At 61.3% G+C, this 20,544-nt stretch carries 22 protein-coding genes; 18 read left to right on the forward strand and 4 right to left on the reverse strand.

Annotated features, from left to right (window positions below; genetic code table 11):
- Nucleotides 1-115 precede the first annotated feature (115 nt).
- Both VM554_07095 and VM554_07100 read left to right on the forward strand, forming a co-directional pair.
- Nucleotides 116-679 (forward strand): hypothetical protein, encoded by a 564-nt coding sequence (locus tag VM554_07095; GenBank protein HVJ08132.1) that lies wholly within the window; start codon nt 116-118, stop codon nt 677-679.
- Between the two features lie 176 nt (nt 680-855).
- Entirely contained in the window at nt 856-1,419 is a 564-nt protein-coding gene (locus tag VM554_07100; protein ID HVJ08133.1) for a hypothetical protein, read from the forward strand.
- A gap of 84 nt (nt 1,420-1,503) precedes the next feature.
- Here the strand turns inward: VM554_07100 and VM554_07105 are convergent, their stop codons facing one another.
- Both VM554_07105 and VM554_07110 read right to left on the reverse strand, forming a co-directional pair.
- The gene (locus tag VM554_07105; GenBank protein ID HVJ08134.1) at nt 1,504-1,704 is read right to left on the reverse strand and encodes a hypothetical protein; all 201 of its coding nucleotides are present in this window, start codon (nt 1,702-1,704) and stop codon (nt 1,504-1,506) included.
- 125 nt (nt 1,705-1,829) lie between these two features.
- A complete protein-coding gene (locus tag VM554_07110; protein ID HVJ08135.1) occupies nt 1,830-3,095 on the reverse strand; it encodes a threonine synthase in 1,266 nt (421 codons plus the stop codon).
- 38 nt (nt 3,096-3,133) lie between these two features.
- Between VM554_07110 and VM554_07115 the strand changes: the two genes are divergently transcribed.
- The 3 genes from VM554_07115 to VM554_07125 all read left to right on the forward strand — a co-directional run bounded on the left by VM554_07115 (nt 3,134) and on the right by VM554_07125 (nt 5,979).
- Entirely contained in the window at nt 3,134-4,042 is a 909-nt protein-coding gene (locus VM554_07115; protein ID HVJ08136.1) for a Cof-type HAD-IIB family hydrolase, read from the forward strand.
- A gap of 71 nt (nt 4,043-4,113) precedes the next feature.
- On the forward strand, nt 4,114-4,893 hold the full coding sequence (locus tag VM554_07120; protein HVJ08137.1) for a lytic transglycosylase domain-containing protein: 780 nt from the start codon (nt 4,114-4,116) through the stop codon (nt 4,891-4,893).
- Nucleotides 4,894-4,914: 21 nt separating this feature from the next.
- Nucleotides 4,915-5,979, forward strand: coding sequence for a lysylphosphatidylglycerol synthase transmembrane domain-containing protein (locus VM554_07125; GenBank protein HVJ08138.1), 1,065 nt, complete (start codon nt 4,915-4,917; stop codon nt 5,977-5,979).
- Between the two features lie 270 nt (nt 5,980-6,249).
- Here VM554_07125 and VM554_07130 read toward each other — a convergent pair whose 3' ends face one another.
- Complete coding sequence (locus tag VM554_07130; GenBank protein ID HVJ08139.1) at nt 6,250-6,807, reverse strand: hypothetical protein; 558 nt, start codon at nt 6,805-6,807, stop codon at nt 6,250-6,252.
- A 409-nt stretch (nt 6,808-7,216) separates the two neighbouring features.
- Between VM554_07130 and VM554_07135 the strand changes: the two genes are divergently transcribed.
- The 13 genes from VM554_07135 to VM554_07195 all read left to right on the forward strand — a co-directional run bounded on the left by VM554_07135 (nt 7,217) and on the right by VM554_07195 (nt 19,534).
- Nucleotides 7,217-7,711: a hypothetical protein gene (locus tag VM554_07135; protein HVJ08140.1), complete on the forward strand. Its 495-nt coding sequence runs from the start codon at nt 7,217-7,219 to the stop codon at nt 7,709-7,711.
- A gap of 46 nt (nt 7,712-7,757) precedes the next feature.
- Nucleotides 7,758-8,270, forward strand: coding sequence for a transcriptional regulator NrdR (gene nrdR, locus VM554_07140; protein HVJ08141.1), 513 nt, complete (start codon nt 7,758-7,760; stop codon nt 8,268-8,270).
- Nucleotides 8,271-8,361: 91 nt separating this feature from the next.
- Nucleotides 8,362-9,396: an isocitrate/isopropylmalate family dehydrogenase gene (locus tag VM554_07145; protein ID HVJ08142.1), complete on the forward strand. Its 1,035-nt coding sequence runs from the start codon at nt 8,362-8,364 to the stop codon at nt 9,394-9,396.
- Nucleotides 9,397-9,435: 39 nt separating this feature from the next.
- Nucleotides 9,436-10,233: a carboxypeptidase regulatory-like domain-containing protein gene (locus VM554_07150; GenBank protein ID HVJ08143.1), complete on the forward strand. Its 798-nt coding sequence runs from the start codon at nt 9,436-9,438 to the stop codon at nt 10,231-10,233.
- Between the two features lie 107 nt (nt 10,234-10,340).
- On the forward strand, nt 10,341-11,426 hold the full coding sequence (gene asd, locus VM554_07155; protein HVJ08144.1) for an aspartate-semialdehyde dehydrogenase: 1,086 nt from the start codon (nt 10,341-10,343) through the stop codon (nt 11,424-11,426).
- Nucleotides 11,423-12,865 carry a lysine-sensitive aspartokinase 3 gene (gene lysC, locus VM554_07160; protein HVJ08145.1) on the forward strand — a complete coding sequence of 481 codons (1,443 nt, stop codon included), beginning with the start codon at nt 11,423-11,425 and terminating at the stop codon, nt 12,863-12,865. The genes asd and lysC overlap by 4 nt, the downstream gene beginning before the upstream one ends.
- Nucleotides 12,865-13,548, forward strand: coding sequence for a 4-hydroxy-tetrahydrodipicolinate reductase (dapB, locus tag VM554_07165; GenBank protein HVJ08146.1), 684 nt, complete (start codon nt 12,865-12,867; stop codon nt 13,546-13,548). The genes lysC and dapB overlap by 1 nt, the downstream gene beginning before the upstream one ends.
- Before the next feature lie 87 nt (nt 13,549-13,635).
- On the forward strand, nt 13,636-14,109 hold the full coding sequence (locus tag VM554_07170) for a hypothetical protein (GenBank protein ID HVJ08147.1): 474 nt from the start codon (nt 13,636-13,638) through the stop codon (nt 14,107-14,109).
- Nucleotides 14,106-14,582 carry a hypothetical protein gene (locus VM554_07175; protein ID HVJ08148.1) on the forward strand — a complete coding sequence of 159 codons (477 nt, stop codon included), beginning with the start codon at nt 14,106-14,108 and terminating at the stop codon, nt 14,580-14,582. Before VM554_07170 ends, VM554_07175 begins: the two co-directional genes overlap by 4 nt.
- A gap of 73 nt (nt 14,583-14,655) precedes the next feature.
- Nucleotides 14,656-15,579 (forward strand): 4-hydroxy-tetrahydrodipicolinate synthase, encoded by a 924-nt coding sequence (gene dapA / locus VM554_07180; GenBank protein HVJ08149.1) that lies wholly within the window; start codon nt 14,656-14,658, stop codon nt 15,577-15,579.
- A gap of 266 nt (nt 15,580-15,845) precedes the next feature.
- Nucleotides 15,846-16,700 (forward strand): 2,3,4,5-tetrahydropyridine-2,6-dicarboxylate N-succinyltransferase, encoded by an 855-nt coding sequence (locus tag VM554_07185; protein HVJ08150.1) that lies wholly within the window; start codon nt 15,846-15,848, stop codon nt 16,698-16,700.
- Between the two features lie 61 nt (nt 16,701-16,761).
- Nucleotides 16,762-18,417, forward strand: coding sequence for a ribonuclease J (locus VM554_07190; protein HVJ08151.1), 1,656 nt, complete (start codon nt 16,762-16,764; stop codon nt 18,415-18,417).
- Nucleotides 18,418-18,568: 151 nt separating this feature from the next.
- Entirely contained in the window at nt 18,569-19,534 is a 966-nt protein-coding gene (locus VM554_07195) for a threonine/serine dehydratase (GenBank protein HVJ08152.1), read from the forward strand.
- A 140-nt stretch (nt 19,535-19,674) separates the two neighbouring features.
- Here the strand turns inward: VM554_07195 and VM554_07200 are convergent, their stop codons facing one another.
- The gene (locus VM554_07200; protein HVJ08153.1) at nt 19,675-20,388 is read right to left on the reverse strand and encodes a hypothetical protein; all 714 of its coding nucleotides are present in this window, start codon (nt 20,386-20,388) and stop codon (nt 19,675-19,677) included.
- Nucleotides 20,389-20,544: the final 156 nt, after the last annotated feature.

Raw genomic sequence — 20,544 nt, forward strand, 5'->3', positions numbered from 1 at the left:
CCTGTCGTGACGCAGCACACAGCAGCGTGTGACATCGCGGTTGCAAGCAAAGATCGCCGCATCCCATCCAATGCCGGCAGAACTTGCTCAGTTCTCCCGGCAAAGGAGGGCTCTTATGAGATTTCCTCTAGTACTTCGCATCTCTGCCGGGTTCGCTCTATTCGCGTGCTTCCTTGCAATCGGCGCGCGGTGGATGTCAGCAGAGTCTCCTGATTCGACAGCCATTTCCAATCTGCTGGCACAAGCGAAGAGCCAGGCAGTGGTTGCCGAGAATGATGCCGCCATACTCGAGTCCTATACGCACCCCGGATCCGCTTGGGAGACACACGCTGCGCAGCTTCGAACCATCGCGGAACATGTGAACGCCCTGGCCGAAACCGTGAAGCAGTTAAACGGCCTGCGCGAGGAAGGATCTCCCTGGCAGCAGGAGGCAATTTTCCAGATTAATCCTCTGCTGCGGCATCAGGTCGATCAAATCAACGCAACAATCAAGCACCTGAACGATAACAAAGACCGCATCCATATGCCGGCGTATCGCAACTACACAGCGGCCGGGCATGAACTCGCAACCCGCACAGCAACCGCTGTCAGCGACTTCGTGGAATATGGCAAAGCAAGATCGAAGGCTGGATCTTTGGAACAGGAGTTGGAGTTACCCAGCTCTGGTACCGGCAAGTAAGCGGAGATCTTCTGCCTGCTCGTTCACTATGGCCTGACCCGACCGGAAGCCTCTGCTCCATCTGCCCCCTGAAGGACGCAACACACTGATTCCTACAAGATCCAAGATGGCAGCAGAAGGGTCGGCATCCCGTTCAAGGAAGACGGACTAAGGGGGGCTTTTGCAAAGGAGGAATCATGAAATCCCGATGGATAATTCGAATCTCTGCCGGTTTCGTTGCTGTCATGTTTCTGCTGTTCATGGGCTGGCGGTTCACGTCGGCGCAAACGACGGATTCGGCGGCGGTTTCCCAACTGCTGGCCGACGCGAGAACCCAGGCAAGGCTCGCGGAAGACGATGCCGCTATGCTTGAATCCTTTACTACGTCCGGGGTCTCGTGGCAGACACATTCAAGCCAGTTGAACTCCATGAAGGAGCATGTGAACGACTTAGGCAAGACGGTGAAGCAGTTAAATGACATCCGCGGAGAAGGATCGCCCTGGCAGCAGGAAGCAATCGATCGCATCAATCCCTTGCTGCGCCATATGGCCGATCAGCTTACGACCACCATCAACCACCTGAACAACAACCAGTCTCGTGTCGGGTTGCCGCCGTATCGCGATTACACGACCGCCAACCACGAGCTCGCATCCAGAACGGCGGCTACCATCAACGACTTTGTGGAGTATGGCAAAGCCAAAGCAAAAGCTCAGTCCCTCGAGCAGAAGCTTGAACTACCCTCTTCGGGCACGGGTGAGTAGCAGTGACGCGCATGAAGGCGCGGTTATCAGTCTAGTTCTGCCCGATTGATCCAGACTTGGACGAGCCGCGCCTGGCATGCAAATTCACACGGAACTGAACTGGGAAGCAAGAATCGTGACGCCGGCGCCTATCGCTCGATTCATGCCGGATGCACCATCGACACTGGGCCCCTTGCGGTAGAAGCTGATGAGGAAGACCAGCAACAGCCCAGCGAATAGCACAACACCCGCCCAGAAAATAAGACTTCCTAATCTTGCGGGTGATGGTTCTGGCCTGACAGCCATGGGGGATTCTCCTTACCGTTTGAGATTGGCGGCAGCAGAGGAAGGTTGTTTATCGATTAGCAACGGGCCAGCGAGGACTCCGTATCGAAGTGCTGCACGGAGATGCCGCAAAACTCTCTCCGCACCTATTGCGGAGTGATGATGCCACCAACGCGGCTCTTTGCGGGTAGCTGAATGCCGCGATGATCCCGTTCGGCCAGAGGATTGGCTCCAGCCGCCGTGGGAGACTCCAGGTGCATCGCCTTGGCCAGCACATCGGTGTACTTCAGTCCGGAGCCGGTGTTGAAGAGGACGACGCGGTCCGTGGGCTGGAGTACTCCTGTCGCGATCAGATGATCGTAGGCTGCCGTGGCTGCAGCGCCCTCGGGCGAGAGCAGGATGCCTTCCTGCCGCGCCCAATCCAGCAGGGAGGCAAGAATCGCCTGGTCGGGTAGATCCAGCGCCATTCCCCCGGATTCCCGCAGGATCTCGAGAATAATGGCATCGCCGTATGGCTTGGGCACACGCAGGCCGGAGGCGAAGGTGCTGGCCTCCGGGAAGAACTCCGAGACTGTAGCTCCCTGCCGGAAGGCACGCGCGATGGGCGCGCATCCTGACGACTGCAGGGCAAACATACGCGGTCTGCGCCCTGGCTTCACCCAGCCGAGCTCCTCCATCTCAGCAAACGCCTTCCACATGCCGATGAGGCCTACACCCCCACCCGTGGGATAAAAAACCGCATCCGGGTACTCCCATCCAAGCTGCTCCACCAGTTCGTAGCCCATGGTCTTCTTGCCTTCCACGCGGAAGGGCTCTTTGAGGGTGGAGACGTCAAACCAGCCCTCCTGCTCCCTGCGCTCGGCGACGATGCGGGCGCAATCGGAGATAAGTCCATCGACAAGAGTGACTTTGGCTCCATAGGCCACCGCTTCCAGGTAGTTGGCAAAGGGCACGTCGCGCGGCATGAAGAGATTAGCCTCGATGCCGGCGGCGGCAGCATATGCGGCAAGCGCTCCCGCGGCATTGCCCGCGGAGGGGACAGCTAACTTTTTGATTCCATAGTGCCTGGCCATGGAGACGGCAAGCGAAAGGCCACGGGCTTTGAAGCTTCCCGTGGGGTTGTTCGCCTCCTCCTTGAGAAAAACGTGGGGATTGCGCCGGCTGCGGAGCATCGGGGTCCAGCCCTCGCCAAGGGTCACGGGCTCGACCTCAGGCAGGACGCTCGAATAGCGCCACATGCCACGGCTGGGCGCACGATCGACGTCGCTGGGTCGAGCGGCGGTGCGGCGCAGCGCGTCCATGTCATAGCGGACATAGAGTGCGCCAGCACACGCTGGGCAGACAGTTTGCGGGGTGGCGGGCGAAAGATGCGTATGGCAGCGAGAGCACTCAAGAAAGGCAATTGCCGGCATACGTCAAAGATTAACGGATCGGCAGGTAAACTGGGAGCATGACCTCTGCCTCCCTGGCCGCCCCGGTAAAGATGATCGCCATCGATATCGATGGCACGATATTGCCGTCACGAGGAACCGCGATCAGCGAACGCAATCAGCGGGCCCTGCGCGCAGCCGAGGCCGCGGGAATTGAGATCGTAATCGCTACCGGCCGCCGCCAGGCCTTTGCCCTGCCGATTGTGGAGCCGGTGGGCCTGAGCCAGGAGACGATCCTGATCTCCTCGAATGGCTCGATTACAAGGAATTTTGCAGGGGATCTGCTGGAGCGCTCGCTGGTGCCCTCGGCAACCGCACGGGAGCTTTGCCGGATGCTGCGCAACTATGGCTCGACGGTCATGACCTTCGACCGGGAGGGACCGGGATCGCTGGTGATTGAGTCCCTGCAAACGCTGCACGAGCGCATCGCGCTGTGGGTGGAAGCCAATCGCAGCTCGCTGGCCGAGGTGGTTCCGCTGGAGCGGGCGCTGGACGATGGGGAGTCTCCGGTGCAGGCGATGGTCTGCGGCACTGTGGAGGCGATGCGGGAGGCCTATGATGCGCTAGCATCGAGCGCGATGGCCCAGGAGATCGCCCTGCACCGAACGGAATATCCGCGGCGCAATCTGTGCATCGTGGACATTCTGCCGCAAGGCTGCTCGAAGGGTGCGGCGCTGGAGCGGCTGGCCCGGCAGCGAGGCATAGGCCGCGAGCAAGTAATGGCCATCGGCGACAACTACAACGACGTGGAGATGATGGCCTTTGCCGGCCGCGGAGTGCTGATGGGCAACGCCACCCCTGAATTGCAGCAGATCGGACAGGAGCACGGTTGGCTGATCACCGGCACCAACGACGAGGATGGTGTAGCCCAGGTGATTGAATCCGTATGCCTGGATTCTGAGACAGTCGGCCAGGCGGATCGGGCATGAGCCTCCCCCGCCGGTGGCAGAGGAATTCCCCTGCCGAAGTGATAGAGTGCCTGAAGTATGGTGCGACGAGGATGAAGGCAGGGCGTAAGGCCGGCTGGACGCGCACCGTCGCGATAGCGGCGGCGCTGCTGGGCGCTGCTGCGAGCGGCGCGGTGGCAGCGGACGCCTCTGCCCTGCACGTCACGCTGTCCAACGGATTTGACCTGATCTGCGATCACCGGGAGTCGGTCGGAAACCGTGTCCGGCTTTATCTGCAGCCGGGCAGCCAGAGCTTTGTAGAAGTAGCCGGGGAAGAGATTGTGAGCGTGGAGCCTGCTCCGGCCGTGAAGTTCGCGGAACAGCAAACTTCTGCGACAGCAGCAGCGGAACGGCGTCTGCCCGACCCTACGCCGGAACAGCTGCACGAGATGATGTCGCAGGCCGGAGCGCAGCATAATCTTGACGTGGATCTGCTGGCCAGCGTGGTTCGCGCCGAGAGCGGCGGCAACATCCGCGCGGTGAGCCGGACCGGAGCCCGCGGCCTGATGCAGTTAATGCCAGGGACGGCGGCGCAACTGGGCGTGGCAGACAGCTTTCGTCCGGAGCAAAACATCAACGGCGGCACTACCTACCTGGATGCGCTGCTGACGCGCTACCACGACGATATTCCGCTGGCCCTGGCGGCATACAATGCCGGACCTGCCGCGGTGGACCGCTATCACGGCATTCCGCCGTACCATGAGACACGCGCCTACGTTGCCCGCGTGATTCATGAGTTCAACCGGCGCAAGACGCTGGCGGAGCGCGAGGCGAACTCACCTTCGCGCCGTGCAAGCCAGACGGCAAGCGCAACGCAGAAGCATATCCAGTAGCAGCATTGGAGAGCGTTTATTTTGAAGACAAAGCAGTGGGTAGTGTGGCTGATTGCCGCCGTGGCCCTGATCGCCCTGGGAATCTTTGCCCACAACCGCATCCATTTTGACTGGCGCGTCTTTCTCGAGCAGCTTCACGCTGCGGACTGGCGCCGGATTGTGCTTGGCATCTGCCTGATCTATGTCGCCTACGTCTTCCGCGCGGCGCGCTGGGCTTTGTTTGTTCGCCCCACCAAGAAGGTCTCCACCTTTTCCGTGCTGGGGTCGCAGGTGATCGGCTTCACGGCAGTGGCAATCTTTGGGCGGCTGGCGGACCTGGTGCGTCCTTACCTGGTCGCACGCAGGGTAAACCTGCCGCTGGGCTCGCAGATCGCGGTGTATACGGTCGAGCGCATGTTCGACATGGGCTCGATGGCGCTCATCTTTTCGACCGTCCTCTTGTTTGCCCACGACAGCATCGGGCTCCCCCACCACGAACTGATGGTGCGAGTGGCGAAGTTCGGGCTGCTGGGTACCTTTGCCCTGGCCGCCTTCGCCGTCGCGGTGCGAGCATCGGGCCACATTGTGGCAGCCGCCGCACGGAGGATGCTGCACCCGCTCTCGCCAGCGCTGGCGGAGAGCGTCGCCAGCAAAATTGGTGCCTTTCGCGACGGGCTGAACGCGATTGGCTCCTTCAAGGATTTCGCCATCGCAGTAGCGATCTCGCTGTCGATGTGGGGATTGATCACCAGCGCCTATCTTGAAACCACGCATGCCTTTGTGAACTCGCCGCAGTTGTCCAGCATGACGCTCTCCCGCTGCATGCTGCTGATGGCGGCCAGCATGGGCGGATCGATCGTGCAGTTGCCCATTATCGGCTGGTTTACCACCATCGGCGTAACCACGACTGCCATGCAGAAGCTCTTTGACGTGGCGTGGGAGCCGGCACTGGGATGCGGGGCCATGCTGCTGGTGGTCACCTTTATGTGCATCATTCCGGTCGGGCTGATCTGGGCGCAGTTCGAACACGTCTCACTGAAGAAGGTCACCGAAGAGAGCGAGCATGCGGGTGAGGAAGCCGCACTCCACGCAGAGGTAGCGGAGTAGGGACCCCACGTGGGCGCTGGGGGAAAAAGCAGATCCTTCGCTTCGCTCAGGATGACAAATCAAACGCTTTGTTCAGGATGACAAATCGGACACTTTGTTCAGAATGAAAAATCCGCTTTGCTCAGAATGACAAAGCCGCTTCGCGCAGAGTGACAAATCGGAACTGCGCGGGCGCTCCACTCGCGAACACTCGAAAAAATTGGCGGCAGAATCTCTCGCAGAAATCTCTCCTGGGATTCTGCCGCCGTCGCATTTGTGTGCGGAGATCGTCTACGGTCCAGGGGTGGCCGGTGGAATGGCGCTGAGGTACTCGTAGATGGCGCGGAGTTCGTGGTCCGTCATGTTCTGGTAAGTGGGCCACGGCATCACCTGCAATAAGTCGCTTATCTGCGGGTGGAGATGGTCCATATCGATGCCGGTTCGCATAATTTGAACGAATTCCGCGAAGGTATGGCCCTCGGGCAGTCCGTTCTCCGGCGTCAGGTTGCGGGAGACGAAGGGGCCGAAGTGCTGGCCGCCCGCGAGGAAATGGGCTGCGTTCACAACCTTCTTCTGGTGCATGTAAGGGTCGCCGCCGGTAACGAACTCGGGATTCGTGTGGCATCCGCTGCAGTCTCCCACGGCGTTGACCAGGTAACTGCCAAGTCCCACTAGGGCGCGATTCTTACCTGCCATATTCAGCGGTACGGGTGAGATTGCAAAGCCTTGCTTGATACGGCTCTCGTCGTTGGGTGCCGCTTGATCCTGAGCTGCGGCCTTCGCTACGCCAACGGCGGCAACCAAACCCGCCATCAGCGCCAGATTTAAGGCGATGCATCGTGTCTTCATGGTCTATCCACAGAACTGGGCTCTTCCCGCTCACGCGGGAAGGAGAAAGCATTCATTGTCCCGGGGCTCCGCTGGAGCACGATCCTCGCGGATCTTGCTCTCCTGCGGCAGAAAAGGGGCCGGATAGAATCCCCGTGCGCCTATCGCAGACGCCGGGCATAATCGATGCCAGATCCATTTCGCACGGCGCGGGAGTAACACCCTGCAGGCGCCATACGCGTGACTGGATCTCTCCGCCATCAGGAAGTCAGGGCAACTAACTTCTCGACTGCGGCGGGTTATCGTGTCCTGAGCCGGATGCGCCTGTCAAGCAAAATTGAATCGAATGCTCTCAATGGAAGTGCCGCGAAGCCTCGCCGGGCTGGCGCGCATCTATCTGTACATGAAGTAGCCGGGAGGCAAACCGTACATGAAGAAGCCGGAACGGTCGAGAAGACCAAACAGATCCATCTGGAAGGGCGCGCTGGCCGGGATCGCAGGGGGCCTGGCGGGGGTTGCGGCGAAATCGTATCTTGAAAGCATCTACGCTCCGCGGCTGGTGGAGGCGCGGGTTCCGCTGAAGCTCGAAGCCGATGGCCAGTTGCACGAGCCGGCAGGATCGCTCGTCACCCGAATTTTGCCTCAGGTGACTCCCGGCTTGACTCCATGGGTCTTTGGCGGGCTGGCGGGAGCGGTCTATGGCGCGGCGGTAGAGGCAGAGCCCACCACAGCAGCCTGGCAGGGAGCGGCCTTTGGCCTGGCGCTGGGCCGGATTGCGCGTGCGAATGCGGCAAGCGCGGGCCAGCAGAGCGCTGCCGATACGGCTGCGGTCGCGGAAGCCCACGTGAGCAGCCGCATGACCTATGCGGTCTTCGGCGTCGTCACCGAGTTGGTTCGACGCGGCATCCGGCGCGGCCTGGCCTAGGGCCGCTGCGTCCAAGCCCGTGCGCCTGTTAGAATCGCGGCACGAGATGAAGTGCCCTTACTGCGGATTTGCGCAAGATCGTGTGGTGGACTCGCGAGAGAGCAAGGAGGCGGATTCCATTCGCCGCCGTCGTGAGTGTGAACGCTGCGAAAAGCGCTTCACCACCTATGAACGCATCGACGAAATCCCCTACATGGTAGTGAAGAAGGATGGGCGCCGCGAGCGCTTCGAGCGCCAGAAGGTACTGAGCGGCCTGCTGCGCGCGTGTGAAAAGCGGCCCGTCTCCGCAAGCAAGCTGGAGACCATCGTCGACGAAACCGAGGCGTACCTGGTGGACTCGCCCGAGCGCGAGCGATCCACTACCGCCATCGGAGAGCTGATTATGGACCGGCTGAAAGCGATCGACACGGTGGCCTATATCCGCTTCGCCAGCGTCTACCGGGACTTCAAGGATGTGCGCGAATTTAAGGAAGAACTCGAACAGTTGCTGAATACGAAGGAGCAGCCCGGAGCTGCTGGTAGAAAGAAAACAGGGAGCAAGGCTGGGATCCGGGATTAGGGACAGGCAATAGGGGTGGGATCAGGAATCTATCACCTCCCTTTTTCCTCTGCCCGTGTCCCTCTCTCTTGGAGTTGAGTTAAGGAGCGATATGAACGAAGGCAATCCGCAGAAGGTACATGCAGTCACACTGATTCCAGGAGACGGAATCGGTCCTGAAGTTACAGCAGCCGTAGTTCGAATTCTGGAGGCGACGGGAGCAAAGTTCGCGTGGGAGAAATACGCGGCAGGCGCGGACGCGTTCGCGAAGCATGGCGAGTATGTGCCAAAGGAGCTCTTTGCCTCGATTGAGCGGACGAAGCTGGCGCTGAAGGGGCCCGTGACGACTCCGATCGGCGGAGGCTTCTCCTCGATCAACGTGACCTTGCGGAAGGCGTTTGAGCTGTATGTAAATTTCCGTCCGATCAAGAATCTGCCGGGGCTCGAAACACGTTATCCCGGCGTGGACCTGATCATCGTTCGCGAGAACACCGAGGGCGAGTACGTCGGCCTGGAGCACGAGGTGGTGCCGGGCGTAATGACCTCGCTGAAGGTGATCACCGAAAAGGGCTCGATGCGCATTGCGAAGTGGGCCTTTGAGTATGCGCGCAAGCATAACCGGCGGAAGATCCATGCGATCCACAAAGCAAACATCATGAAGATGTCGGATGGCCTCTTCCTGAAGTGCGCGCGGGAGGTGGCCAAAGGCTACCCCGACATCACCTACGGCGAGCACATCATCGACAATACCTGCATGCAGTTGGTGACCAATCCCTACCAGTACGACACTCTGCTGCTACCCAACCTGTACGGGGATATCGTGAGCGATCTGTGCGCAGCGTTCGTCGGCGGACTCGGGCTGGTGCCGGGAGCCAACATCGGCGAGAATGCAGCGATCTTCGAAGCAGTCCACGGCTCCGCCCCGGATATTGCAGGCAAGGACATCGCAAATCCGACAGCATTGTTGCAATCGGCGATCCTGATGCTGCATCACATCGACGAAACCGAGGCGGCCAACCGGGCGCAGGCCGCATTGGAGCTGGTTTACCGGGAGAAGCGCTCGCTGACCCGCGACGTAGGCGGCACCAGCGGAACCAGCGCCTTTGCCGATGCCATGGTGAAGGCCCTCGAAGAAGTCAAAGTCTAACGGCGGTATACAGAATATTTGCCACAGGGACGGTTACGAATGATTCGGACTCTACGCTCGACTGCCGGACGGGGTGCGCTGGTGCTGATGATGGGTGGCGCGCTCCTCTCCACGGGATGCAGGAAGAACGGCGGGAACGCCACAGGCCCAAAGCCTGGTCCAGCCACGGCCTATACCCAGATCGACTACGCGACCTCGGGCACCATCACGGGAACGATTCGTTTTCCTAAGACACCTCCGTCGCGGGTGCGGATCGACATGGCACAGGATCCCGTCTGCGGGCTGGCTGCGGACAACCTCAGCGAGCAATACATGGTAAAGGATGGCGGCCTGCAGAACGTCTTTGTTTACGTCAAGGACGGCCTGAACGGAAAGGTGTATCTGCCCCCGACAACGGCGGTAACACTGGATCAAAAGGGCTGCCGCTATACACCGCACGTGATTGCCGTGATGGTAGGCCAGCCGGTGGACTTTACCAACAGCGATGCCACCATGCACAACGTGCACGTTATGCCTATGGTGAACGGCGACCAGAACATGGACGTCTCCCAGCCTCCGAGAGGCGGCGAAACCAAGCGCGTCTTTCTAAAACCGGAGACGATGATGCCGGTGCGCTGCAACAACCATCCCTGGATGCAGGCGTTTATCAACGTCGCGCCCAATCCCTTCTTTGCTGTGACGGACGAGTCTGGACACTTCGAGATCAAGGGCCTGCCGCCGGGAACCTATACGCTGGTGGCCGTGCATGAAGAGTTAGGCCAACAAACAGCGCAGGTTACGGTGACATCGAAGGCGACCACCCCCACCCAGATGAGCTTTATCGGCAGCGCGCAATAAGCTCGCAAAACCGCTGCAAAGATGAGGCCGTGCCGAAAAGTTGACACGGCCTTTTCGTTATGTTGGCTGAATTTGGTCTCTCCTACTGTAAAATTCCAACAACCCATATGCAAAAGCCATTACAGATCGGCATCCTTGGTGCGACGGGCATGGTCGGCCAACGTTTTATTCAACTTCTGGAGCATCATCCCTGGTTTGAGATAACCTGGCTGGCGGCAAGCGACCGCTCCAGCGGAAAGCGCTATGGAGACGCGGTGCGCTGGAAGCTGGACACGCAACTGCCACAGCGGATTGCGGATATGCCGGTATCTCCCGCGGATCCCGCAGGTGCTCCCAAGGTGATTTTTGCCGCACTGGATGCGGATATCGCGCGCGAGTTGGAGCCGAAGTTCGCCGCCGCCGGATGTGCCGTGGTGTCGAACTCCAGCGCCTTCCGCATGCACCCCAATGTGCCGCTGGTGATTCCCGAGGTGAATGCGGAGCACCTGCATTTGATTGATGAGCAGACCTGGCGCAAGGAGTCGGGCGGTTACATCGTGACCAACCCGAACTGTTCGGCCATTGGCCTGGTGATGGCGCTGCGCCCGCTGGAGGAGCGCTTCGGCATCGAGGCGATCTTTGTCACCACCATGCAGGCGGTGAGCGGCGCGGGCTACCCTGGCGTGCCTTCGCTGGACATTCTGGGCAACGTGGTTCCCTTTATCAAAAACGAAGAAGAGAAGATGGAGGAAGAGACGCTGAAGCTGCTGGGCCGCTTCGAGGGTCACGCCGTCAAGCCGCTGGCCGCGAAGATGAGCGCGCACTGCAACCGCGTCGCTGTCGAGGACGGACATACCGAGAGCGTCTCCATCAAGTTGCGCACCAAGGCTACGAAGGAAGAGATTCTGGCTGCGTGGAAGGAGTTTACGCCGCTTGCCGGCCAGCAGCTCCCCACCGCCCCGGCACAGCCGGTGGAGTGGGTCGATGCGGTGGATCGTCCGCAGCCGAGGCTGGACCGCATGCGCGGCAATGGCATGGCAGCAACCGTAGGCCGCCTGCGCCCCTGCGGGTTGCTGGATTGGAAGTTTACGGTAATCTCGCATAACACCATCCGCGGTGCAGCAGGTGCGGCAATTCTCAATGCGGAGTTACTCGTCTCCCTGAACAAACTGGAGCCCCGGCAGGACCGGGCGCTTGCGGGATCGCCGGCATGAAACTGGTCGTCATGAAATTCGGCGGTACCTCCGTAGAAGACCAAACCGCCATCGATCGCACTGCAAGGATTGTTGCCGGCAGAATTGCCCGGGGTCAGCAGCCCGTTGTCGTGGTCAGCGCCATGGCCAAGGTAACCGACCAGTTGCTCTCGTCGGCAAACGCCGCGGCTCGCGGAGACCGCGCCGGAGCGCTGGCAATCAGCGCGCGGCTGCGATGCCGTCATCGCGACACCGCATCGGCGCTGTTGCCGCCGGAAAAGGCCGCGCTCTACCACACCTGGATGGACGTGCGCTTCGACGCGCTGGATGAGGTACTGCGTGGACTGGCCGCCGTTGGCGAGCTGACGATCCGCGTCACCGACCTGATCGCCAGCTACGGCGAACGGCTCTCCAGCAAGCTGGTGACTGCAGCCTTTGAGGAGCGCGGCATCCGCGCAGCCGCAGTCGATGCCCGCGACATCATCATCACGGATTCGCAATACGGCAAGGCTGTCCCGAACGACGAGGTGATCGAGCAGCGCAGCGAGCTGCATCTGTTGCCGCTGGTCGAGGAGGGACGCGTTCCGGTGATGGGCGGATTCATCGGCTCCAATGAGCAGGGCGTGACCACCACCCTGGGCCGGGGCGGCTCCGACTTTACCGCTGCGCTGATTGGCGGCGCCATGAACGCAGAGGCGATCGAGATCTGGACGGACGTCGATGGCGTAATGACCACCGATCCGCGCATCTGCCCGGATGCCCTGCGCGTCAAGGTGATCAGCTTTGAAGAGGCGGCGGAGCTGGCCTACTTCGGAGCCAAGGTGCTGCATCCGGCCACCATCCTGCCCGCGGTGCAGAAGAATATTCCGGTGCTGGTGCTCAATTCGCGGAACCCCTCGAACGAGGGCACACGCATCATCTCGCTGGCACCGCACTGCCGCAGCCCCTTCAAGTGCATCGCGGCGAAGCGGCGGCTCACCATCATCGACGTGGTGGCCAACCGCATGCTGATGTCGCACGGCTATCTGAAGGAGATCTTCGACGTATTCGACAAACACAAGTGCGTGGTGGATATGGTTTCCACCTCGGAGGTCAGCGTCTCGCTGACAGTGGATTCGAACGAGAAGCTGCCTGCCATCGCCGCCGACCTGAGCAAGCTCGCCGATGTGAAGTATGAGGGCCGCAAGGCGCTGGTCTGCATGGTCGGCGAGAATATTCGCGGGCAGAACGGCATTGCCGCGCAGGTCTTTCAGGCCATTCGCCACATCAACGTCCGCATGATCTCGCAGGGCGCATCTGAGATCAACATGAGCTTCATGATCGACGAGGATGACGTAGAGGAAGCGGTGCGTTCGCTTCATGCCACGTTCTTTGAAAATCCTGACCCGGCAATCTTTGACGTGGAAGCGCGGGAGGCCGCCCGGGCCGCTGCACTCGCCGCCGAAAGTGTGAAGCAATAATGCTCTTTGTGATGCTTGGCCAGGGAAAGACCGGCAAGCTGGTGGGCGAGGTTGCCCGCGAGCGGGGCCATGCGGTGCGCGTGGTGTCGGAAGAAGACAATGCGAATGGCGCAGCGCTGACGGCGGAGTTCCTGAAGGGCGTAGATGCGGTGATCGACTTCACCACGCCGGAAGCGGTCCTGCACAACATGCGGGCCTGCCTGGGACATGGAGCGCGCATGGTGGTGGGGACGACCGGGTGGTACGCCCACCTGGCAGAGATGCGTACACTGGCCGAGAGAAAGCACGCGGCGCTGCTGTATGGGACCAACTTCTCGGTTGGCGTGCAGGTAATGTTTCGCGTGGCGCGGGAGCTTGCCAAGGCGGCCACGGGCTACACCTTCCACATTACGGAGACGCACCACGTCAGCAAGAAGGATGCGCCGTCCGGCACGGCTCTCTCGCTCAAGCAGGTGCTGGAAGCGGCGAACCCCGCGCTGCAGGTGGAGATCAGCTCGGTGCGCGAAGGCGATGCCTCCGGCATTCACGTAGTGGAGGCCCGCTCGCAGAATGATGTTCTCGAGCTGAAGCATGAAGCCTTCTCTCGCCGCGGATTCGCCGAGGGCGCGGTGCGCGCTGCGGAGTGGGTCGCGGGCAAAAACGGCTGCTGGGACTTTCGCGAAATCTTCGAACAACTGGATTAGCGCGATTCCCTTCCCATCTCGCCGTCCTCTTCTGGCGCATCGACCGCACACATGCCTGAATCGCTGGAGAGCATGTACTCTTGAACCATGAGCGCAAGTGAGAGCGGAACCCCGCAGCGGCAGAGATTGAAGCAGGCCAGGGCTGAATTTGAGGCCCTGCTGCGAAAGCTGCTGCCAGAGTGCGCGCGGGGGCGTTCCGGGCTGTTTGGGCAGCATGCGCGGGCACTGGGCCAGGAGACGGCCGCACGCTATTACAAGTGGCCTGAGGCAGACCGGCTGTTGGCGCTGAGCGAAGAGATCACGGCCCTGCAGGAGAGCCTCGGGGATATGACCGAGATGCCGCTGTTGAGCGCGTACCAGGGCTACCGCGCGGAGAAGGGCTCCGATATTCCCAGCGAGCCGCGAATGGCGCTACGATTTTTGCAGGAGCTGAAGCGGGAGGAGTTTGCGGCGCGGGGTCTGCCGATCAACCTCGAGCGCTACCGGGAAGAAGCTGAAGAAGCGCCCGGAGAAATTTCCGGGGACGATAAAAAGGACGGCGAGACGGATGAGGGCGAATGAGCCGAAGTAAGCGACTGGAAAAGCGGGATTTGCGGCTGGCGCAGGCCAGGGACGAGTTCGAAGCGCTGCTGCGCGCCTGCCTGCCCGAGGCAGCCCGCGGGCGCCTGGGCCTGTTCGATCAATACGATACCGTGCACACCGCAGCCCATAAGCTGCCCCACGACCGCCACATGAAGCGGATGAATCGCATCAACGCCGCGCTGAACCTGCTGGAAGAGGAGATCGAAGAGCCGCGGCCGGTGCAGATACACGCCAAGAGCGAGAATCGCGGCTGGCCGGAGGCCGACCATCTTCGCGAGCTTGCTGCGGAAGTTGTTGCCCTGCAGGGGCTTGCCGGAGAGACTGAACCATGGCTGCCGCTCGATGCCTACCTGCGGGCCTGCAGCGTAAAGGGGAAAAACGCTCCCGGCGAACCGCGCCTTGCGGTGCTGCTGCAACAGGAACTGAAGGCCGGCAGCGGCGAGGCGGGCTGAGCGGATTTTAACCCGTCGCTTTGCAGCCGTTTCCCTTCGCCCTGGCTGCCCGACGGTGTAGACTCGACGAGTTATGGAACTGACAGGTTGTGGGACAGCACTGGTAACGCCGTTTCGGCATGACGGCAGTTTGGACGAACACGCGCTCTTTTCCCTGGCGCAATGGCAGATCGACAGCGGCATCCATTTTCTGGTCGCCTGCGGAACCACGGCCGAAACGCCGACGCTGACCTATGACGAATGGGTGACGGTAATCCGCATCGTGGCTGAGGCCTCCGGGGGGCGCGTTCCGGTGTGGGCCGGGTGTACGCACAACTCCACGCGGGAGGCGGTCCAGCGTGCCCGGGTGGCCGCAAAGATCCCCGGGGTTTCCGCCATCCTGACGGCGAACCCCTACTACAACAAGCCGACCCAGGAGGGGCAGTACCAGCACTTCAAGGCCATCGGCGAGGCTGTCGATATGCCGGTCGTGATTTACAACATCCCCAGCCGCACGGGCACCAATCTTGAGCCGAAGACGATCGCACGGCTGGCGCAGGATGTTCCGACGATCCAGGCCGCGAAGGAGTCGAGCGGCGTGCTGAGCCAGATTACCGAGCTCATCAATCTGCTGCCCAGCAACTTCAAGGTCTTCGCTGGAGACGATCCGGTCGCTCTGCCGGTGATCTCCGTGGGCGGCGCCGGACTAGTGTCCGTAGCCTCAAACGAGATTCCCTCGGAGATGGCGGAGATGGTGAATGCGGCGCTCCAGAACGAGTGGTCCATTGCCCGCCGGATTAACCGCAAGTTCTACCCGCTGATGTTGGCGAACTTCTGGGAGACGAGCCCCTCGCCAGTGAAATACGTGATGGAGCTGATGGGCAAGATCAACTCCACGGTCCGCCTGCCGCTGGTTCCTCCACAGCCCGAGACCCGCAGAAGGCTCGAACGGCTGGCGGGAGAGCTCGGGCTGCTGAAGTTTGCCCCCGCGCCTGAGGGCGACATGCGAATGTTTTAGGTACGCCGCCGGGCCTTCGAGGCCCCGGAGTGCCCCTGGTACCTCTCGCATTCCTCCCTTCCTGGTCTCCTGACGTGGAAGACACACCGGAACCTGGCTGAACTTTTAGCTGCGACCCCTGACCGCGAACCCTGGCTGCGAACCCTGGCTACAACCCCCCGGCTGAGCGAATCTGGCTGCCGGGAAGCCGAAGATGTGGAATTTCTCCGGCAAAAGATCGGCCCGTTTCTCCTTCGGGCACCGAATCCGGATATATTGAGGACTCTATGGCTGAACAAGATACTTCCCTGAAAACACGGATTGAGCGCTTCTTTGCAGCAGGGCCGGCGGTGGTGAATGACTCCGGCGCGATGCACACGTTTATGGAGCTGCGGGATGCGCTGGAAGAGGGCAAGATCCGCGCGGCGGAGCCCGACGCTGGCTCTCCCTTTGGCTGGCGCGTCAATGCCTGGGTGAAGCAGGGCATCCTGCTGGGCTTTCGCCTGGGCGTGATGCGGGAGATGGGTGGCGAGGAGTTTGGCTTTATCGACAAGCACACCTATCCGATGCGGCACTTCGCGGTCGATGACGGAGTGCGCCTGGTTCCCGGGGGATCGTCGGTACGGGCAGGCGCGCATCTGGCCAAGGGAGTGGTCTGCATGCCGCCGATGTACGTCAACGTAGGCGCCTATGTGGACGAGGGCACCATGGTGGATTCGCATGCCCTGGTGGGCAGTTGCGCGCAGATTGGCAAGCGCGTGCACCTGAGCGCGGCGGCCCAGGTAGGCGGCGTGCTGGAACCGGTGAACGCGAGCCCGGTGATCCTGGAGGACGATGTGCTCGTGGGCGGCAACTGCGGCGTCTACGAGGGCACCGTGGTGCGCAAGAAAGCGGTGCTGGCGGCGGGAACGATCCTGACGCGGGGCACACCGGTCTACGACGTGGTGAATGGCGAAGTGCTGCGGGCCACCGCAGACAAACCGCTGGTAATCCCCGAGGGCGCCGTAGTCGTACCCGGGTCGCGGTCGATCGCCAAGGGCAAGGGCGCGCAGTGGGATCTGAACGTCTATACCCCGGTGATCGTGAAGTATCGCGACGAGAAGACTGAACTGAGCCTGGTGCTCGAAGACCTGCTGCGATAGGCCCTATTGAGGGCCGCCGCAGGAACTTGAGGCTGCTCCATGTGCTAGCATCAAAGTTTCCATGGATGAAAGCAAATTAAAGATCATTCCTCTGGGCGGTCTAGGCGAATTCGGGATGAATTGCCTCGCCCTTCGCTGGCAGGACGACATTATCGTCATCGACGCCGGCTTGATGTTTCCCGAAACCGAACTGCTCGGTGTGGACATTGTGGTGCCGGATATCACCTACCTGGTGGAGAACCGGGAGTGTGTCCGCGCCATTATCCTCACCCACGGTCACGAAGACCATATCGGCGGATTGCCCTGGATCCTGAGCGAGCTGAACGTACCGGTCTATGCGACCGAGTTTACGCTGGCCTACGTTGAGGGCAAGCTGGACGAGCACAAGCTGCTCGACCAAGCCGAGCTGATCGAAATCGAGCCGAAGCGCAAATTCACAATTGGGCCGTTCACGGTGGAGCCGATCCGCGTGACGCACAGCCTGGTGGATTGCGTAGCTCTGGCGATTGAAACCCCGGTTGGGGTGGTAGTGCACACCGGCGACTTCAAGATCGACCTTTCTCCGCCGGATGGCAAACCCTTTGACCTGCATACCTTTTCCGATTACGGCAAGCGCGGAGTGCTGGCGCTTCTGCAGGACTCGACCAACGTGGACCGCCCCGGCTACACGCCGAGCGAGTGGGCGGTTCGGCCGCGGCTGGACGAGATCTTCTCGCGGGCCAAGCGCAAGCTGTTCTTCAGCTGCTTCTCGTCCTCCATCTATCGCATCCGGATTGCGCTGGAGCTGGCGGCCCTGCACAAGCGCAAGGTGGCCATCGTTGGCCGCTCGATTGTGGAGTCGTCGGAGATCGCGCAGGACCTGGGCTATATCGAGATTCCTCCGGGGCTGCTGATCAATCCCGGGCAGATCAAGGACTATGCGGCCCACGACGTCATGGTGATGATCAGCGGCACGCAGGGCGAGCCAATGAGCGCCCTGTCACGCGCTGCGGTGGACAACCATAAGTACGCGCACATTGAGAAGGGCGACACGGTCGTGCTGAGCTCGCGCGTGATCCCCGGCAATGAGAAGAGCATCTTTCGCGTCATCGACCACCTCTACCGCCGGGACGCGCAAGTAATCTACGACGACGGCGCTTCGGGACTGATCCACGTCAGCGGACACGGCAGCCAGGAGGAATTGCGCCTGATGACGAATCTGCTGCAACCGAAATTCTTCATCCCGGTACACGGCGACTACCGTCATCTGAAGCGGCACTCGGACGTAGCCATGAGCACGGGCGTGGTGGAGACGGCGATTCTGCTGGAGGACGGCGATGTTCTCGAACTGGATGCCAGGTCCGCAAAGAAGAATGGCAAGGTCACGGCGGGACGCATCTGCATCGACTCCGGCTCGACCGGCGACGTGGTGGAAGACCTGGTGATCCGCGACCGCCGGCTGCTGAGCGAAGACGGTTTTGTGCTGGCGATTGTCACCATCAACAAGCTGACGGGCGAAGTGGAGCGGCAGCCGGAGATCGTGTCGCGTGGATTTGCTGCGGCCGATATCGCCGACGAGGCGCGCGATATCGTGGCGCGGACGCTGGAGAACTCTTCCACCGAGGAGAAGGCGGACTACGGAGTCACCAAGGAAAAGATCCGCATCGATCTGAAGCGCTATATCCAGAAGCAGACTGGCCGCCGGCCGCTGATCATGCCGGTGATTCTGGAGATCTGAGCAAGGCGAACCGGGGCGGTTCCCAGCCCCGGTTCGCCCCTCCCGGTTCGCCTCTCCCGTTCGCTTTGGACTCCCCATCTGGACGACCACAGTCGCACTCCGCAGTCGCCTTGACTGGATTCCCTGGTTGGACTTTTCAGGAGCAACGCTGATGCTGATTTCTCTTGCCGACATCGAAGCTGCGCAGCAACGCCTGCGCGGTGTGGCAGTCCATACGCCACTGGTGGCGATGGAGGACTCTGGCGGCAACGGCTGTCTGTGGATTAAGGCGGAGTGCCTGCAACCCATCGGCAGCTTCAAACTGCGCGGGGCCTATAACAAAATCTCTCTTCTCAGCCCGGAGGAGCACCGTCGCGGCGTCATCACCTACTCCAGCGGCAATCATGCCCAGGGCGTTGCGTATGCGGCCCGTGCGCTCGGACTGAAGGCCGTGATCGTGATGCCCGCGAATGCACCCCAGGTAAAGCAGCAGGCTACGGCAGCCCTCGGCGGAGAGATTGTGCTGGTCGGTCCGTCGAGCCAGGAACGCAGGCAGAAAGCCGAAGAACTTGCGCGGGAATTTGGCTATACCGTGATTCCGCCCTACGACGACCCGGCCATCATTGCCGGACAGGGAACCTGCGGTCTGGAGATTGTTGCCGATCTGCCCGACGTGGAGTTGGTTCTGGCGCCAGTCGGCGGGGGTGGACTGTTAAGCGGAGTGGCCGCGGCCATCAAGCTTTCGCGGCCCGGCATTCCGGTCTTCGGCGTGGAGCCGGAGCTTGCAGGCGATGCGGCAGAGAGCTATCGCGCCGGAAGGATCGTCTCCTACACCGGCGAACAGACCACGCGAACCATAGCCGACGGGCTGCGCACGCAAAGCATTGGCGAGCTGAACTTCGCGCATATTCGCGCCTACGTCGATGGCATTGTCACCGTGACCGAGGCGGAGATTCGCAGCGCAATGCGGCGCATGATCTTCTCCACCCGGCTGGTGACGGAGCCAAGCGGCGCAGTAGCCACGGCAGCCGCGCTCTACCACGCGGCGGAGCTGCCCCACTCCCGCAAGACGGTGGCGGTAATGAGCGGCGGCAATGTGGAACCGGAGATCCTGCGTGCGGTAATCAGCGAAAGCTGACTGGAGCAGACTGCGAGAGTCCGCCAGGGTGGCTGATAGGAATGCGGCTTGAGGAAGGCCGCTCTCCCGGCCCCCCTCAAGCCTCCTCCGGCCCTCTATTGCTTTCCGGCTCTCTGCACTCTTTTGATATCCCCGGTGCCTTATGGAGCGATGCGATCCGTGAGGGTGTCCGTGTGGTAGGAGATGTTCTCCCGCAACTCGAACCAGCCTCCCGTGCCCTTTCTGGTCTCCTTTTCCGTAGCCTCCTCCAGGTTTGCAAAATCCTGCCACGAGTTGTAGCGGGAGATCTCAAGGAACTGCCACGGCGCGCCTTCAAGATGCCGCAGAATCACGGTACCGGCGGTGCGCTCCGCACGTGAGGCTCCGGGCGTAGTCAGCACCTTCAGCAGATCATCCCGATGCCCTGGAAGCGCACGATAGACGGCAACCAGATACACCGCATCGGCGGTCTTCCCTGCCGAGTCGCCGGTGATGCCCATGGCGCGGGCAAACTCCTCCCAGGGCGGGCCGCTGACAAACGTGTCGCCATGCCAGATGCTCAGGTCGCGCGCGGAGGGAGGCATCGGAGTACCGGCGGCATCCACCGTGGCTTTGGTGCCCATGTGCTCGATAACCGCATAGTCCCAATCCTCACCGGATTGATGACGCAGGACCAGGAAATGCCCAGGCATCGGCGCCTTGGGGTCTGGAGTCTTCAGGTAGTCCGCTAGCGGCCCGGCCTTGCCAGGTGCGGCCTTGGTGATGTGGACATGGTAGACGTCCGTCCATGCGGCGTGCTGCGCGGGTGGGTCTTGCGCGTTGCAGATAGATGCGAGGAACAGCGAGGCAACAAAGAACGCGCCTGTGCTTTTCAAGGTAGTTCCCTCCAGATCTGATTTTTTTACCGGGGGAGACCGTGGGATGGGCCGAGAAGCGAAGTATCAATAGCAGGCGTACAGAGCGGTGTCAAGCTCTCGCGATGCGGGAGGCGGCGTCTCAGTTTTCTCCCCGTAGTTGATCCATCAAGCGGA

It is taken from the genome of Acidisarcina sp. (assembly GCA_035539175.1).
In the GTDB taxonomy this organism is placed as follows: Bacteria; Acidobacteriota; Terriglobia; order Terriglobales; family Acidobacteriaceae; genus JANXZS01.